Origin of the sequence: Coleofasciculus sp. B1-GNL1-01, assembly GCF_040220235.1 — a bacterium.
Taxonomy (GTDB): domain Bacteria; phylum Cyanobacteriota; class Cyanobacteriia; order Cyanobacteriales; family Coleofasciculaceae; genus Coleofasciculus.
In genome coordinates this window covers 31,696-48,276 of record NZ_JAVJTO010000145.1, presented here as the reverse complement: position 1 = coordinate 48,276, position 16,581 = coordinate 31,696, and the positions used below count along the sequence as shown (strand labels likewise).

The window sequence follows — 16,581 nt, the reverse complement described above, 5'->3', positions numbered from 1 at the left end:
GCGAGCAAGATGCTCAATGTAGCGAGCAAGATGCTCAATGTAGCGAGCAAGATGCTCAATGTAGCGAGCAAGATGCTCAATGTAGCGAGCAAGATGCAAAGCCTGCGGCATGGCTTCGCTAAACGCACTACGGCAAGGATTTCGCCATTGTTAATATTAAGGTTTAAATGCCGAATAGCTTAGGAGGATTAAACAGAAAGACTTGTGCTTCCTTATATAGCAAAAGGCAGAGGGCAGAGGACAGAGGGCAGAAGGCTCCAAGGGAAAAGATTGACTGGTCAAGGTTTCAGCATTTTGCTGTGTCCTAATCGCTCATGTAGACTGCTATAAAGCTCAGATAGGAAAAAAAACCCTCACCCCCTCAATACAACCAGCCCTTGGTCAAAAGAGGGGTTTTTCGGTATCTTTGATGTTACCGTTTTTCAGGAGATAATTGGACGACTGAACTAATGTTCTAGCGACTTTGAAAATCATCAATTTGTGTATTCTGGGGTAATGTTGTTGTATCTGAAACTTTTTCAAACACCGTCGCATTATTGAAGTCTTCAGGTCGTGCTTCTCCCGGAGTCGTACCCGCAATTTGTACGCGCATTTGACCCTCTGGAGTCATTTCAAAAATTGTCATTACAGTCGCCCCCTGCGCCAAGTCTATATTCAAACCCATCGGCTTGGTACTAGATTCTACCTGGTAACGCATTTCTAAAGCCTGTTGTGGTTCATCAGCAACAGGTGGGGCGGTCATGAAGAGTTTACCATCTGGCGTAAAAATCCAGGTAATCATTTGACCGGGTGCTAATTCCCCTCGCCATGTACCCGCTACATCGTCAGCCGTGACGTCTTTAGTGGATGCGATCACAACTTCAGCAACAGCGGGTGAGAGTAATGAATGAGAACGGACGGTTAAACCGAGGGTACTCAGAACACCCAAACACAGACCAGAAGCGAGAAGGCGACGGGGGGTAATAAAAGAAAAACTCATAAATGTGCCGTTGAAACTAGGGCTATCGTAGCATCACTTAAGGAAGCTGGAGTTTTGGGGTACAGGGGAGATGGGGAAGATGGGGAAGATGGGGAAGATGGGGAAGATGGGGAAGATGGGGAAGATGGGGAAGATGGGGAAGATGGGGGAGAAGATTCTCAATCAACAATCAACAATCAACAATTAACAAATGACACTTCAAGGCAGTTTTAACTGGGCTTGGGCGTTGAAAAACTGACGATAAATACCCTGAGTCACCAAGATTGTCGTGGTGAGGTTAGTTGTGGCAATCATAAACATGATTAAAATTTGGTAAGATGCCGCATTCAATGGGTCAATGCCACTTAGCAGTTGACCTGTAATGATTCCCGGTAATGTGACAATCCCCACCACCATCATTTGATTTAGGGTAGGAATCAATCCGGCGCGGATAGCATCCTTGCGGTATCCCGCCACGGCTTGTTGGGGGGTAGCGCCTAAACTCAGGTGGGTTTCAATTTCTAAGCGACTACTGGTAATTGTACTCACCAAGCGTTCACCTGCGATCGCTGATCCGTTCATGGCATTGCCCAAAACAATACCACCCAAGGGAATCAGATACTGGGGCTGATACCAGGTGTCCGGTTGAATAATCAGTAGATTGATATAAATTAACGTTAAGGCACTACAGAAGAAAATCGAACCGAATACCACCCAGAATAGTCGGGGAATTTTTTTACCAATCCGGTTACGGGCGGTAATTGCTGCAATGGTTAGCATTACCAGTAAAACGGCTAAAACCGCAAAGGGGTTATCTAAGGCAAAGACAACCCCCAGAAAAAACCCTACTACCAAAAGCTGTATCACCGTTCGCCCTGTCGCGATCGCTAAGGGTAACTCCAATCCTAACCCCTGCCAACTGGATAAACCAATCGCGATCGCCATCATGCCCAATCCCCAAACCAAATCAATGGGGTCAAGTTGAATATAAGCGTTCACACCGAGACTCTATCTCCTGTATCACCACCATCATGGACGATAACTATACCACCGCTCAAAAAGCAACCATTCAACAACTCAAAACCCATATCACCCAAGGGAAAGGGCAGATGACAGTTGTGGCAATGCGCTCGGATTACGAACGCGATCGCGAACGTTGTCTAACGTCTGTGGTATTTGTACCCAAACCCCTTACCCAGTCTATCAGTCAACGTATTATTCAACCCTTAAAACAGTTAGAACCAGAACATTTTTATTACACCCCTGACTTAATGCATTCCACCATTAAAAATGTTCGCACCATCCACACACCGCCCCTATTTACGCCAGAGGATGTGGTTCAAGCCGATCAAGTGTTTAAGCAAATTGTGCCTCAATTTCCCGTGTTCCGCTTCAGTTGGCAAGATCTCACTTTATTTCCCACCAGCGTGGCACTGATTGGTTATAGCAATCAAACCCTGCAACAGTTAATTCAGGCTTTAGACAAAGGTTTAAGCGATATCGGTGTCCCTGATAACAAAACTTATTTCTCCGATACCATATTCTGGGGCAATTTAACAATCTGCCGATTGATTCATTCTCCCACAGACGCATTCCGTCAGCAGGTTCAAGAATTGGCAACGGTTAAAATAGGCGAAATGCAGGTTACTCAGATTCATTTGGTCACCTGCAACTCCGTTTGTCATCCCCAGACGCGCACCCTTATCGGTACGTATTCTTTAAAGCAATAAGGATCTGAACATAAATTCTGTTCCCTGTTCCCTGTTACACACCGAGCGTGTTACCGAGCGTGTTGCCGAGCGAAGTCGAGGCAAGTCGAGGTAAGCCGAGGTGTTCCCTATTCCCTGATATTCCCTGACGAATGACAAATGACAAATGACAAATGACAAATGACGAATGACAATCTCTACGCTAGGATTTGCAGGAAGAGTAGGAAAAGCAGTGTGGAGAATAACATATTCGATTTAGTCATTGGCGGGTTAGCGATCGCGATTTTAGCCGGGGGGCTATTGATGCTGTTCACGGGAATCTTCGCTTTTAAAGATCAAGACAAGCAATAAGCATCGCTTATACCAAAGAAAACCCCCGCTAGTTCCGTCAATCTAGCGGGGGTAAAGCAGGGGGATTAGGGTGCATTCTGATTGGGTTCATCCCCCTTAAACAATAGTATGAACGCCTGATGTTGGTTTTCATGTTGGCGTTAATGTATAACTTTACAGGAAAATGGCTTTTTTTTGGCTTCACTAACTTAAACGCTTGTCTGGGTTCGGTGTTAGCGGGAGCCATCGAAGTTTTTATCAAATAGGGCTTCGATAAAGGCAAAACAGCCAAATAAGTAAGCCATCAAAATCAGTAGTTCTAACATAGCTAAAATCTCCTTGATTCACTCGCTCTAGGTTTAGGTTTTTTTCCGACACTCTCATTCTCCTCTAGGAGTGGGATACTTACAGTGCTATTGATCTAGAACATCGGTGATTAGTTTGGCAAAAAATGAGTGATAGTCAGCCATAAACTATGTGATCAAAGTCCGCCTAGATTATGAGATGTATCACGGGTTACATTAAATGATAGAGTTGGCTCATTCACGGGAATTAGGAAAGGGGTAATTAGAGTGAAAACGTTACGCATTCATGTCACGTCTCTAAAAAAGTCAACTCCTAATTTTTTGTAGCTAATGCTACATTTATTCAGTTCAGTCATCAGATTATTTACTGATGTCAAATCTGTTACATCGGAATTATATTTTTTAACGCAGAGGAACGCAGAGGTTTACGCAGAGGAACGCAGAGGGGGTTGAATGATTGGGGATAAAATTTTAGAGAATTTGGAACAAGAGATAAAATTGTAGAATAAGGGTAAGATTGATTACTAAAATTATGAGTAGGAACACCAGATATCGTGTCCCTACCAATGGTGGTTTTTAACCAACGATGTAGTCAGTGTGCAGCAGGCTGATTGGCTTGAAAGAAACTGGGGCTTAAGTCAAAGATAAATTCATGGGCTAAGACAAGTTGACCCTTTTGCAGATGGACGATTGTCACACCCTCACCCTGCATCTTTTGATTATCTCGATTCCAAAGGGTGGTGTTCCATTGCACGGCTAGCTCATTGGTTGCACCGATTGCCCAAATCCGCCCGACAAATATCTGTTTAATTTCAAAATTTACCTGAGGAAATTGCTGCCGGAATTGCTTAAACCAGGGGCGAATTTCACTCATACCGTGGAAGATACCACTCATTTCAGATTGTCCGGGGAAAATAAAGGTGGCATTTTCTGCCCAATTGTCCAGAAAGGCATCAATATCACCGCGATTGCGAGCGGCAAATTTTTCGCGGGTTTTTTGTTGGGCAATAATGGCTCCAATCATAGTATTGGCTCCGGGATAGGTTTGCAGACTGAACTCACCTTCAGTTTAAAACAGGCTCCCAGGGGACTGCATGACTCCAGCGACAGAAATAGAGTGGCTCAGTCGGGAAAGGATTGCGAGTTAGAATCAGTCGTTAGATTAGTCTTTTTAGGTGTGTTTGACCATCAACAGCGATTACACCAACCGACGTGCTAAAGATTCTTGGCACATTCCAGCCTAGTTCTTAAGCGCTTGCTTGTCGCCAGATCGTCTACGAGTCGCAGCGTTACTAAGGCGCGATCGTATTGTTTGGCTTCGGTATAGTTTTGAGCCAGTTGCAGCCAATAGAGTCGGTGATTTGACTGAGCCATATTAGCCATTGATTCAGGATCGTGTATAGGTAAGTTTTCACCACTTGCTTGTAGGTTTTCACCACTTGCTTGTAGAGTTTCGAGCGGTTTCTGGGCTAATGATAAAACTTCAGCCGCTTTTTCCTGTTGACCAATCGCCTGATATAAACCTGCGATCGAAGTCAATATCGATACTCGTTTGAGCAGAGGATGAATCGTGATGTAATCATCAGTGTTCTTAGCGATTTCTGTGGCTTGGGTGAGTAGCGTCGTGGCTTGACTGTTATCTCCCGCTGCCGTGTAATGAAGCGACAGTTGAGTCAGTACAGCCGCTTTGTAGTAAGCATCATTGATGGCTTCGACTATCGTTAATGCGGCGTCATATTGGTCGTTTTTTATATAATTTTCAGCAATTATCGCCAGAAAAGTTTCTCTAGATTCAGCATCTTTTATTGTTGCCACTATCTCAGATAACGGCTCCCTTGAGCTGACCTCTACATATTCCTCGGCAATATATTTTGGGGCAAAACTTTTTCGCTCCATCTCTTTGAAAAAAGGGATTAATTGCAGGGCTTGGCTATACTCACCTCGTTTTGCCTTTTGGATGATAATATCAAATAGTACATCTTGATTAGCATCCGGCAAGTTAATCGCTATTTGAGTCGCTTTATCCTCTTGTCCTGTCTGCCAATACTGTTGAGCAATTTTAGCTAATGTATGGCTGTTGATATCGGCAATTTTAGCAGCGCGATCAAGAAGTTCAACCGCTTGATTCTGTTGCCCAAATTCCCAATAGGATTGAGCGATGTTAGTGAGCGCTGATGCTTTAAAATTAGCATCCTCGGCACGGTTAACAATTTCCAGGGCTTGCTCTAGGATTGGCTCGACATTATCCGGCTGTTCCGTTGCTATCAACTTATCAGCAACTTCAACTAAAGCAGAAAATTCCGTAGACTCCTCCTGAATTGTCTGAACAACCTGTAGTGCTTGATCGAGTTGTCCTTGGGCTGCGTATTTACCCACAATTTCTCGTAAGGTTTGGGGGCGAAAGCCTTCTAGATGTTGGGCAATCTGTAACGCCTGATCGTATTGACCCCGCTTAATATATTCTCGTGCGACTTTGGCTAATTTACTGTCTTTAGGGAATCCGACTTCAATCGTGTCGATTAATTGAAAAGCTTGCTCTAGATTACCTAGCTCAGCATAGACTTCAGTGAGAGTGTCGAGGATGGAACCCTTTCTAAAATAATTAATATCAACTGTTTCTCGTAGTTGCTCAATTTGGGCTACGATATCAGCCGCTTGTTCCTTCTGGCTAGCTGCTGTATATTGGCTAGCAATATCCGTTAAAAAAGCAAGTTTTGCTTGCTCGTCTGTAGTTGTTTGAGTAAGTTGTAGAGCCGAATTGAGTATGGGTGTAGCGGAGGCGAATTCTTCTGCATCTATATAACCACTAGCCACCTGAAATAATAATTTGATTTTACTCTGGACATCTTCAACAGTTCGGGCAATTTCTAAGGCTTGTTCTAATACCTCAGAGGCTTTATCTTGATATCCGGCGGCTGAATATTGATGCGCCACCTTGAGTAACGCCCAGACTTGCGCCTCAGACTCCGGTTTAGAGTAAGCTTCACGCACCCAGCAAACTAGCGGAATTCCTTTATCAGTTGGTTCTTGGTCAAAGGGTTGATTGGCGGTTTGTTCGGATTTCATGGACTGAAAAAAGGGTAAGTTAGCCGTTTGAGAAAAATTTGAAGAGCCGACTAAAAATAAGGTTGTCAGATTTGTAATTAATAGGGATAGTAAGGAATTAAACATTAGCAAGGTTATCAAAAAAAACAAATATCCTAATTAGTTAACGCTAGATCAACCAAGTGTGTACGTTGGGTTGACGAAGGAAACCCAACACCGTCAAAGACTCGCATCTTCGACTACGAAATCTGATTACACGGATTGTCTAATTAGACGCTGTTGATAGTTCTACGGTAGGAAACTTGCACAAAGGTGTGGGAAAGGGTATGACATTTTTCAGATTGACCCTCTTTCGCCTTGAGCAATGGTGCGTTATGGCAGTACCAAGACAGGTTAGGACATTCTTTACTGTTCCCTGTTCCCTGTTCCCTAATCTCAACCGTTAACTTTAATTGTGTCCACCTACTTATTGAGTATCCACCATCAGCTTCAGACGCACAATCTGTTCGCCTGTTTCATCGAGGGGAACTTCAATCACGTCATTGGTAAGACGATCCAAACAGTTGAGGAGCGATCGCAGATGAGGGGTACTTGCCCCAGTATCGACGTATAATCGGTCGGATAGGCTACTCAGCCGTTTCCAGGTGGTGTAAAGTTTACCCACGCTTTGTTCCAACACAGATGCCTGTTTGACCAAATCAGCCGCCGTATTTAAGCAATCTAGGCGCAGGGCTTCCTGGAGTGCTAATTCCATATCCAACGACGAGTGCTGAATCGCTTGCACTTGGGCGGCGGCGTCGAGGTATTTTGCCAAGAAACGGGCGTCTGATGTGGTTTGTTTCACCGTATCCACATCAGGATTTGCCGCCACTTCCTCTTGTAGCGGTTTCAGATGGAGTTCTGGCAACTTCTCCATTTCTTTAACTAACGGTGCCAGATAACGGGCGGGCATGGTTCCGGCTGAGGCTTTTTCCTTGACTTCATCAGGGAGTAACTCTGAGGACATGGCTGTCCATTCATCGGCTAGCTGCTTCACCTCACGCCGCGTGATCCGATCGCCTTGTTGCGCCTTATCGCTAACCAGTTGTTGAACTTCGGGGGCAGATTTGGCAGTTTCCACAAATGCCCGTTTACTGAAATTGCGGATCGCATCGGGGTTAAGTTTGCCTTCGGCGAGGAGGGTATCGGCACTATTTGCCAGTTCAATCAGGGAATATGCCTGACTCTTACTAATTTCGCGACTTTTCAGCCAGTTGAGAAAGCCCGTACCGCGCCCATCACCGCCTTTTTTCTCGCGATCGCGCACCACACGCAGAATCCGCCCGCGCCAGATCTCGGTTTGTAAGTCGAAGCGATCGCACACTCGCCAAGCGTTATCGACGAGTTGCTGAAAGTCGTACTCCTGAATCTCCTCATCCTCTGGATCAGGAAGCTGGAAATTCAAATCAACGGGTTCTTCAAGGACAGCCGCGAGTTCGGCAGTGGATTCGGGGATTTCAACCATAGGGATGCTAATCGTCGAGCGATCAAACGGGGTGATTACAGCTTCTCAAATTATAGAGGGACGCCACCACTAGAGTAATAGGGGTGAGACTGGTGTGGGTAATGCACAAGATATGCCAATCGGCAAGGATTCAGCTCACTTTTTTGGCATCAATTATGCTATGCCTATAGTAAGGTTGGCTACTCCCCTGTTCCCGTTATGCCCCAGGATTTTTCGGGTCAAAATCTCCAAGGTCGTTCATTTCGTTATTTCGTTATTTTTATCCGCTTTATCAGGATTCATTTTGGAATCGCCGGAACTCTTGCTATACCGTAGGTTAGGTACTATCTATCAGCTTTAAGTTAGTACCATTCGGATTAAAAGTTTTAGTCCACTTTAGTGGACTTGAGCTTTTAGCCCGGAGTTTGAACTCCGGGCGGGTGTCGGGGATCGGATAGAAGGCTGGCGACTGACGATAAACAGGGGTTGATTTTTCTAGGTTGCGGTAGTATCTCTAGGAGGAGAATCATCCCGCACGCGATCGCGAATAGAGTCTTGTTGTTTCCCTAATGATGACAGCTTCAGGTTATGACTACATTAAACCCTACAATTCCCGTTGATTCCGAACACCTAAAGACGATAAGTATCTTTGATCTCATTCCTCCAGAAGTTCTTCAATGGATTAATGATTTATCCTGGGAAGAGCGACGCTATGTTTTATCGCTGTGTCATTTAATCTGTACGGTTCCCTTAGATAAACAAGCAGAATTTTTAGACAACTATACAGCAGACAGCTTAGTGTTAAAACTTCTCCAAGAGCAAGCCCCTAAAGATTGGGTAACTCGCTCGTTCAAAAAACTACATATCAAGCAAAAACTCACGAATACTGTATTAAAAGGCTATATTAAACAGTATTACATTCATTCGACCCAAGACTTACGCTCCAAACCTGATCGCGACATCAAGTATTTAGAATCTGTTCTCCATCTCATTAATGATCCCGAAGAGCGGAATAATCTATTTCATTACATCTTAGGTAGTGAAATTATCAAAATGCTGTTCCAAATGAGCTGGCTGCAACATGAGCGATTTTATCGTTTACAGAAAAACCAGGAATATTTTATTAACCATTATATTAAGCCCATTCAACATACCCATCGCTTGAATGGTCTGATTGTCCCTAAAGACGAAACCCTTTTCTTTGCTAAGCGGGATTACTTTATCAAAAAGCCGGATATTAGAGACAAACAATTAACTGAGTTACTAATGTCTACCTTTACAACCGCTCAAGTCAGTAACCTTGGCTTTTTTATTAGCCATAATCTTGATTTTGTTATGTTTGACTATGACTCTATTTTTAACTCAGAACCAGAATGCATTTTTCTTTGCTGATCAGGCTTAGACGTTGACACCCTAATTTTCAGTTATTGATGTCATCTAGACTGAAAAAGTCTAAGGATTGTAAAAAAAAATAAAGCTTCTCCTCTGATATCTAAATTTTTCCATAGAAAGACTTGACAGACAGGGTTAAGTAATTGTCTAATAAATCACTAAGAGACTGGGACTGATATATTCAAGGGCGTGGTGAAGGGTTGAATCTAGCCTAATGGCTCTGTTAAAGAATTTGGCTATTGTTTAAGAATTGTAATCAAAGCGGAGACGGAACAGATAAGCGATCAGTTGGCAGATCCGCAAAGATGCTGTTAAATTGATTATTTACCTGACCGTGACTGCTAAAACCTTTGTTTATGATAGTTTCAACGATGCTAACCAAGAACTCGAACAGTCTAGAAGAAACTCAAGGGATTGGCGTCCTAGAGAAGATTACATTAGCTGTAAAAAAATGGGCAAATACCCTTCCCTCAGATCAGCGAAAGCATATTATGTCCCTTTGTTATTTAATGTGTGCGACTTCACCAGAAATGCAAGCTGAGTTGACGGGTTTTTTAGATGATTATGTAGCTGATAGCTTGGTGGAAGAGATTTTGCAAGATCGAATCCGCCTTCAGCTAGTCACCAAGTATTTGCGAAAATTCTGTATTGAAAAAGAACTCAATCCTTTGGTGTTAAACAGCTATATCGAACAATTTTGTATTCATTCAGCACAAACGTTACAAAAAGAACCCGAACTCTATTTAGAGTTTGTGCTGCGACTGATTCACAGTCCAGAAGAACGTCATAATCTTTTCAATTATATTTTGGGCTGTGAAGTGATCAAAATGATATTTCAGATGAGCTGGCTACAACACGAGCGATTGTATCAGCTTCAGAAAAATCAAGAAAGTTTTATCCGAAGTTATATTAAGCCTATCCAATATGCTCATCGAATTAATGGGATTGTTGTACCGAAAAATGAAAAGGTATTTTTTGCTAAGCGCGATTACTATATCAAGCAGCCCAATGTTTCTGAAAAGAAACTCCTTGAATTAGTTTTATCTACTTTCACCCATCAAATAATCCTAAATTTAGGATTTTCCATAAGCTGTAATCTGGATTTTTTGACGTTTGACTATGACTATATCTATAGGAATGAGGAACCGGAGTGTATATTTTATGCCACTGTTTAAAAGTTTATGACTGCCAAAAATCCTTTGATGACCAGCAAGCTAAGAGTAGCGATAAGGGTTACGGCTATAAGTAACCCTAGCAAAAGCCAGACCAGAAAAAACCAATCCGTCTGTTTTTCAGGTTGAGGACTATCCCAATACGTTTCCAGCAGTTCGATATTTTTAGCATTTGCTTTCCAGGTTGCATCAGCAATATCGCCCACGACGGGTACAGAACCAATGACTGTATCCAAAAGAATATTAATAACCATTTGTCCTAATAGCGATCGCGGGATACCTATCCGTGCTGCTTCGATTACGATATAGGCAGAGAAAGCTGTTCCTAAAAAATCACCTGCCCCGGGTAACAAACCTAACACAGGATCTAGACCGAAACGCCATGGTGTTCCCGGAATGGGAATGGCATTGTCAAGCAGATGGCTTAACCGACGCAGACGCCGGAGAGTAGACGTTTTGGAATTATGAGTCATTGGATTTTGGATTCGGATATCTCAGATATTGCTTTTAACTCAGGTTTCTCAATTGAGCGCTCTTTAGCCGCTTGCATTGCTTCTCCTACTGTAAGATTAAGTTGATCTCCTAATAAAAGTACCAGAGATGTCATATATAACCAAAGCTGTAAAACAATCACTGCCCCCAAAGCGCCATAAATTTTGTGATAATTGCTGAAATTCGACGCCACATAATTCCGAAACACGCCAGATACAATCGCCCATAATACGGCAGCTAAAACGGCTCCCGGTATAATCGGGTTTCCCTGACGCCAGTGGCTGATGCCAAAGCGGTAGATAATCGCAAAGACGATGGCAACTAAGCTTAAGGCAATCAACCAACTTAAAAGCCGTAAGAGGGTCAACAAGATCACAACAATACTTTTATATTCCACCAAGTTGACCGCCCAGTTACTAATAAACAAGATAAATGAGGCGATGAATAGGAGTAAAACACTGCCTAGGGTCAACCCCATAGCAATCAATTTAGCTTTCCAAAAGGGTCGAGTTTTTTCTGAGGGAATTTGATTAATTTGGTCAAGGGCATTCATCGCCGCATTCAGCGCCCCCGAAGACACCCAAATTGCCATAATGAAGCTTAAGGAAAATAAACCGCGATTGTCTGTGAGGTTAATTCCCTCGGCAAAATTACGCATCAGTTGCATCGCCTGTTCTGGCGCGACTTCACCGAGTTGATCGGCTGGATTCGTCCAGGGGAAAAATTGTTTGAATAACTCAATCACGGTGAAAATCACCAAAATTGCGGGAAACAGGGCTAACATGGCGTTATATGCCATCTGAGAGGACAAACTCAAGAGCCGATGTTTTAAGGCACGACTGACGGTGATTCTCAGGGTTGCCAGATTCAGATAACGAAAAAAATGTAAGAAACGGAGTAGACGGGGACGTAGCATAAGGGGTGGGCTAGCAGTATCGTTCACCCTTACTGTGCCAAATTTTTAGACCCTTAAATATAAACAGGAGTCAGTATAGGGATCTACACAACGCCCTATTTGTCCAGAACCCCCTACAGGAGCAGTCTGCGATGAGCAACGATGTCAGACAATGGTTAGCCGAAATCAAGGAACTCAAACAGCAACTTGCCGATAGTATTCGCGATCGCGATGCTGCCAATGAATCTGCGGCTAACTGGCGTCGCCTCTACAATACTGAAGCCCAGCAACGCCGCACTGAAGCCCGACTCGCCCAACAACAGCTCGACGCCCTCACACTTGAAGTTCAGCAACTGCAACAGGAGAAGGCTCAATTAAAAGCTCAAGATCCTGACGCTACCTCTGCTATTGAACAGGAGGTGGCAAAACTGCAAACCCTAGAACAGGTGCAACAAAAACTGATCCAGGTGATGATGGAGCGCGATCGCCTGATCAATGCCTTAAAAATCGAGCAAGCTAATCACGCCCAAACCCGCAACAGCTTAACCGCAGTCATTGGCGATACAATTGACCAGTTGACTAAGCAACGGGGTACGGCAGAAAAATGAGGGATTCATCATTCAGAATTCTCGGCTGATTCATGAAAAAGGTAACAATTTTGTAATCAGCTCCCCCCCCTCCAGGCAGAGGCATGATCAGGTCTCTGGATAGAATAGCGAAAAATATCGAGAGAATCCCTTTCATCCTTAAGGAGTATTTTTCACCGGAACTTGCTTCTGTGAAGAAACCTTGATTTTTTAGTATAGCTCCTTAGTATAATTTACATTTCGGCTCATTTAATGAGATAATAGGATTGTGAGGTAAAGAACGGAAAAAACTTGAAAATAAAGGGGGAACTTATGAAACATAAGATTCTAGCAATGATAACCTTACTGACTCCCCTAGTGTTCGCTAGCTCCGTCAAAGCTGAAAATCCACTTCATGTGCAACAGTTATTATCCACTGGAGCCTGTGCAAACTGCGATCTATCGGGAGCCAATCTCAGAGGTGCCCATCTGATTGGCGCTGACTTGAGAGAGGCAAATCTGCAAGGTGCCAACCTGAGCCACGCGAACCTTGAAGGTGCTGATCTACGCGAGGCAAATTTGGCAGGGGCGAATTTGACAGGCGCTTTTGTCACCAATGCGGATATGAAAGAAGCCAATTTAAACCGGGTTGATTTTACAGAAGCCACGATTTACGATGCCAACGTCTATGGCGCATCAATGCAGGATATGACCATCAGTAATGCTGACATATTCTACACAGGCATCGGTGTAGGGGGTGAAGGAGCAGAAGACGTCGTTCCAGATTGGTATTAATCAACTGACTCCTCTAAGCAAGATCCCCGACTTCTTGGAGAAGTCGGGGATCTGTTCTGTGTACCTCGCTTGAAAAGCGCTGTATTAATTTTCTCCTTCTCCTTAGTCCGCGTAGGCGGACTAGGCGGACTACCCTTCGGGAAGGCTTCGCATACATTTGTGTAGCAGCGATTTCAATCGCCTCCTCTTGCTTGACTTCTCGCCGATTATGCTAAAACCTCTCCCACAGCTACCCGCATACCATTGACAAAATCCCAAGCAGACTGAGCGCGTTTACCCGCTAGCTTAACGTCGCGCAGTAGCAACAATCCTTCACCTGTTTGAATAATCAGTCCAAGTCCCTTAATAATACTCACCACTTCTCCGGGACGCCCAGAGGCTTCTCGTACAGACAACCATTGTTGCTCCGGAATCTTTAAATCTGTAGGTAACTGGGGAAAGTAAGCCTCTCCCAGAGGAGCAGTCGCCAGGATTTTCAGTGATTGATCCCGAAATGAGGCGACACAATTCGGTATAAATCCTCTGATCTGATTGTGTATTTCTATGGCAGATCGTGACCAATCGACAGCATAATCGGACTTTTGAATCAAAGGTGCATAAGTAGCTTGGGAATTATCCTGGGCGATGGGTTGAACATCCCCTTGGTTTAACTTCAGCAGCGTTTCGATTAACAAATCCGCCCCCAAATCCGACAGTCTTACAGCTAACTGATGGGCATCGTCTAATAGCCCAATGGGTGTGTGAGCCTTCAGTAACATCGGTCCCGTGTCCATCCCAGCATCCATAAGCATCGTAGTAATGCCAGTTTCGGTTTCGCCCTGATACAAACACCACTGGATTGGGGCGGCTCCCCGGTATTTCGGCAACAGTGAACCATGGACATTCACACAGCCGAGTCTGGGCATATCGAGAATTTCTTGAGACAGAATCTGTCCATAAGCAACAACGACAAATACATCTGCCTCGGCTTGTTTGAGTTGGCTCAGGGTTTCTGTATGCTTTTTCACCCGTTTGGGTTGCCAGACGTGCAGTTGATGAGTTAGCGCCAAGGTTTTTATGGGTGAAGGAGATAGTTTATTTCCCCGCCCTCGACGTTTATCGGGTTGAGTTACTACACCCAGAACATTAAAGTCTGAATGGTTGATTAAGCGTTCTAAAGCAGGTACAGCGAATTGAGGCGTACCGAAGAAAATAACGTTCATTTTAACTTTCAGGCAAAAACTGACGAATGACAAATGACGTAGCTTGCTTCTCGCGATAGCGAGTATGACGAATAACAATTTTACTCGACAGCAATTTCAATTCGGCGATTGCGTTGCTGATTCGCATCGGTATCATTTGCCACAAGGGGACGAGTTTCACCATAACCGACAACTAACCATCGGTAGTCATCCCCCAAAGCACGAGCGAAATATTGCTCCACAGCTTTGGCATAACGAAATGACAGTTCGCGATTATCCTCAGGTTCACCCTGGCTATCTGTATGAGCGGCGATGCGGATGGTACTTGACGGATAGTTACGTAAATCTGCAATAATTTTGTCTAAAATCAAGCCTGCTTCTGGACGCAGTAGGCTGTTGTTGCCCTCAAATAAAACATCACTCGGTAACGTCACCTTCAAGGTTTGGCTAGAACCGAATGAGTCCGATGAAGCTGCCATTACAGTGGCATTCGGATTATTCCCATTGGATGTTGCCTCTTCAGGGGGAGGTTGAACGCCGTCAAGTTGCAGCGCGATCGCTTGCAATCGGGCTTCTAAGGATTCATTGGGGCGACTACTGCCCAGTTGGGCTTCTAAGGTGGCAACTCCCTCACTCAATGATCGCAGTTGACCTTGCAGTTGGGTAAGCTGGGCTTGCACCTGTTGTCTCTGTACAGGAGTAAGTTGAGGTGGCGAACCTGTCGGTTCTGGTATCGATGTTGGGGTAGTATGGGGAGAAACGACTGGCATCTGCTCTTCAAAATGGCTTGCCATTTTGAGGAAAAAGGGTTTTTCTGGGTTGGTTCTGGGATAGAACGTGGCAAGGACAATGCCCACAATTAGGGCTACGCCGCCACTGACGCCCAATAATAGCACTCGGAATATAAAAACGAGAAACCAAGGGCGTTGAGACCTCACAGAGGCAGAAGTCGTTTTGTCTGCTGAATTAGCGGATTGAATCACCGATTTTCCTGAATTTTATTCAGACCTTAGAAGAATAACACCAATACATCCATTAATTCGATCATGCCACTTGCCAGAAGTTTATCACCACCTCTAACTAGACAAGGGAGACGGGGAGACGAGGGAAATGAGGGAGATGAGGGAGATGAGGGAGATGAGGGAGATGGGGGAGTTAACTCAAAACTCAAAACTTTTCCCTAATCCCTAATCTCCAGGCATAAGTGAAAACTTTCGTAAAAAGGTTGAGTTGTAGGGTTCCTTAGCTTGATATACATAGACTAAAGAACACTGCCATAGTTCCCAAAACGTTGCTCCTCACACAAGACGCACCGTTTAGCAACCTCACCTATATCGATGTTCAAAATAATAGTCCGCTTATTCAGATGGTTTTATTCACAACCATACCTGTTACTGTTCGCTCCTTGGCTACTGATGACTTCTAACGTATCTACCCAAGCTCAACAGGCTCATACGCCTGAACCCACCCATGTCCCTCTAGGAATAGATCCATCGGTGTCTTCTTCTCTAGCGAATCCCGACGTGACTGAAGAAACTGCTCCCGATATGATTGAGACCGTAGAGCCGATTGATCCTCTCGATAGTCCTCATCCCGTCCCTTGGAATTGGGTGTTGACGACTCAAGCGGAACTAGCCGCGAGTGATACCTTTGGTTTACGCTACTACCGTAGCCAATCATTGATTTCTCCAGACGGTCAATATGCCGCCTATAGCCGCATTTCCATGCAAGGGCAACCTGAATTCTATCGCAGCCGGGTTACCAGCGTGATGTTCCTAGAAGATTTGCAGACCGGGGATTTGCAAACGCTTACGGCATCATCTCCCTTATCTGATAATCCTTTAGTCAGTAATGAAGATGCGGATATGCCAGGAACATTCGCCATTTTGCTCCCCGTGTCTTGGTCTCCGTCTAGCGATCGCCTTTTAGCAAGACAGTTTGAAGGGCTGTTCAGTACATCCTTTGCTTCGGATTATGCGGTGATTTGGGATCGCCAGAAAAATCGCACGTATACCGTCGCCCCTGAACCCATTGACTATACCCATGCTGTCTTATTGGGGTGGAGTCAAACCCATTCCGATCAGGTTCTGTTTCGCGTCGGTGAACTAGGTGAAGAACGTTGGCCCGTGTTGTCCGTTGATTTCCAAGGTGAAACCAACCTCGCCTTTGATGATGAACCCATTGTGTATGGTCAAGTCGTTAACCAGGTTTGGACGGGACCCCAAGCACGTTGGTAAACAGAAGGGAGAGTGGGGACA

At 44.5% G+C, this 16,581-nt stretch carries 18 protein-coding genes; 9 read left to right on the top strand and 9 right to left on the bottom strand.

All coding sequences use genetic code 11. The features are described from left to right. Positions 1 to 454: 454 nt before the first annotated feature. Positions 455 to 979 (bottom strand): hypothetical protein, encoded by a 525-nt coding sequence (locus RID53_RS32820; RefSeq protein ID WP_446392084.1) that lies wholly within the window; start codon positions 977 to 979, stop codon positions 455 to 457. 54 nt (positions 980 to 1,033) lie between these two features. On the opposite strand from RID53_RS32820, the gene RID53_RS32815 reads away from it, so the two are divergent. Then, the gene (locus tag RID53_RS32815) at positions 1,034 to 1,192 is read left to right on the top strand and encodes a hypothetical protein (RefSeq protein WP_446392083.1); all 159 of its coding nucleotides are present in this window, start codon (positions 1,034 to 1,036) and stop codon (positions 1,190 to 1,192) included. Here the strand turns inward: RID53_RS32815 and RID53_RS32810 are convergent. After that, positions 1,178 to 1,957, bottom strand: coding sequence for an ABC transporter permease (locus RID53_RS32810; RefSeq protein ID WP_446392082.1), 780 nt, complete (start codon positions 1,955 to 1,957; stop codon positions 1,178 to 1,180). The genes RID53_RS32815 and RID53_RS32810 overlap by 15 nt on opposite strands. Positions 1,958 to 1,989: 32 nt before the next feature. Between RID53_RS32810 and RID53_RS32805 the strand changes: the two genes are divergently transcribed. Then, positions 1,990 to 2,688, top strand: a complete 699-nt coding sequence (locus tag RID53_RS32805; protein WP_446392081.1) for a hypothetical protein — start codon at positions 1,990 to 1,992, stop codon at positions 2,686 to 2,688. Positions 2,689 to 2,847: 159 nt separating this feature from the next. Beyond that, a complete protein-coding gene (locus tag RID53_RS32800) occupies positions 2,848 to 3,018 on the top strand; it encodes a hypothetical protein (RefSeq protein WP_446392080.1) in 171 nt (56 codons plus the stop codon). Positions 3,019 to 3,894: 876 nt separating this feature from the next. Here RID53_RS32800 and RID53_RS32795 read toward each other — a convergent pair. The 3 genes from RID53_RS32795 to RID53_RS32785 form a co-directional block, all read right to left on the bottom strand. After that, positions 3,895 to 4,326 carry a nuclear transport factor 2 family protein gene (locus tag RID53_RS32795; protein ID WP_446392079.1) on the bottom strand — a complete coding sequence of 144 codons (432 nt, stop codon included), beginning with the start codon at positions 4,324 to 4,326 and terminating at the stop codon, positions 3,895 to 3,897. Between the two features lie 191 nt (positions 4,327 to 4,517). Next, positions 4,518 to 6,473 carry a tetratricopeptide repeat protein gene (locus RID53_RS32790; RefSeq protein WP_446392078.1) on the bottom strand — a complete coding sequence of 652 codons (1,956 nt, stop codon included), beginning with the start codon at positions 6,471 to 6,473 and terminating at the stop codon, positions 4,518 to 4,520. 340 nt (positions 6,474 to 6,813) lie between these two features. Continuing rightward, positions 6,814 to 7,851, bottom strand: coding sequence for a hypothetical protein (locus RID53_RS32785; protein ID WP_446392077.1), 1,038 nt, complete (start codon positions 7,849 to 7,851; stop codon positions 6,814 to 6,816). 567 nt (positions 7,852 to 8,418) lie between these two features. Here RID53_RS32785 and RID53_RS32780 point away from each other — a divergent pair. Further along, entirely contained in the window at positions 8,419 to 9,222 is an 804-nt protein-coding gene (locus RID53_RS32780; protein ID WP_446392076.1) for a hypothetical protein, read from the top strand. Positions 9,223 to 9,593: 371 nt separating this feature from the next. Further along, the gene (locus RID53_RS32775; RefSeq protein ID WP_446369389.1) at positions 9,594 to 10,397 is read left to right on the top strand and encodes a cobyrinic acid a,c-diamide synthase; all 804 of its coding nucleotides are present in this window, start codon (positions 9,594 to 9,596) and stop codon (positions 10,395 to 10,397) included. On the opposite strand, the gene RID53_RS32770 is transcribed toward RID53_RS32775, so the two are convergent. Together RID53_RS32770 and RID53_RS32765 are read right to left on the bottom strand one after the other, a co-directional pair. After that, entirely contained in the window at positions 10,394 to 10,867 is a 474-nt protein-coding gene (locus RID53_RS32770) for a DUF4112 domain-containing protein (RefSeq protein WP_446369391.1), read from the bottom strand. The genes RID53_RS32775 and RID53_RS32770 overlap by 4 nt on opposite strands. Continuing rightward, the gene (locus tag RID53_RS32765; RefSeq protein WP_446392075.1) at positions 10,864 to 11,802 is read right to left on the bottom strand and encodes a YihY/virulence factor BrkB family protein; all 939 of its coding nucleotides are present in this window, start codon (positions 11,800 to 11,802) and stop codon (positions 10,864 to 10,866) included. Before RID53_RS32765 ends, RID53_RS32770 begins: the two co-directional genes overlap by 4 nt. A 131-nt stretch (positions 11,803 to 11,933) precedes the next feature. Between RID53_RS32765 and RID53_RS32760 the strand changes: the two genes are divergently transcribed. Together RID53_RS32760 and RID53_RS32755 are read left to right on the top strand one after the other, a co-directional pair. Then, positions 11,934 to 12,389: a hypothetical protein gene (locus RID53_RS32760; protein ID WP_446392074.1), complete on the top strand. Its 456-nt coding sequence runs from the start codon at positions 11,934 to 11,936 to the stop codon at positions 12,387 to 12,389. Positions 12,390 to 12,680: 291 nt separating this feature from the next. Continuing rightward, complete coding sequence (locus tag RID53_RS32755; RefSeq protein ID WP_446351619.1) at positions 12,681 to 13,142, top strand: pentapeptide repeat-containing protein; 462 nt, start codon at positions 12,681 to 12,683, stop codon at positions 13,140 to 13,142. 206 nt (positions 13,143 to 13,348) lie between these two features. On the opposite strand, the gene fmt is transcribed toward RID53_RS32755, so the two are convergent. Beyond that, entirely contained in the window at positions 13,349 to 14,344 is a 996-nt protein-coding gene (fmt, locus tag RID53_RS32750) for a methionyl-tRNA formyltransferase (RefSeq protein ID WP_446369397.1), read from the bottom strand. Positions 14,345 to 14,424: 80 nt separating this feature from the next. Further along, positions 14,425 to 15,306, bottom strand: a complete 882-nt coding sequence (locus tag RID53_RS32745; protein ID WP_446369399.1) for an OmpA family protein — start codon at positions 15,304 to 15,306, stop codon at positions 14,425 to 14,427. A gap of 63 nt (positions 15,307 to 15,369) precedes the next feature. On the opposite strand from RID53_RS32745, the gene RID53_RS32740 reads away from it, so the two are divergent. Then, positions 15,370 to 15,507: a hypothetical protein gene (locus RID53_RS32740; RefSeq protein WP_446369401.1), complete on the top strand. Its 138-nt coding sequence runs from the start codon at positions 15,370 to 15,372 to the stop codon at positions 15,505 to 15,507. Between the two features lie 231 nt (positions 15,508 to 15,738). Further along, positions 15,739 to 16,560, top strand: coding sequence for a hypothetical protein (locus RID53_RS32735; RefSeq protein ID WP_446369403.1), 822 nt, complete (start codon positions 15,739 to 15,741; stop codon positions 16,558 to 16,560). Positions 16,561 to 16,581: the final 21 nt, after the last annotated feature.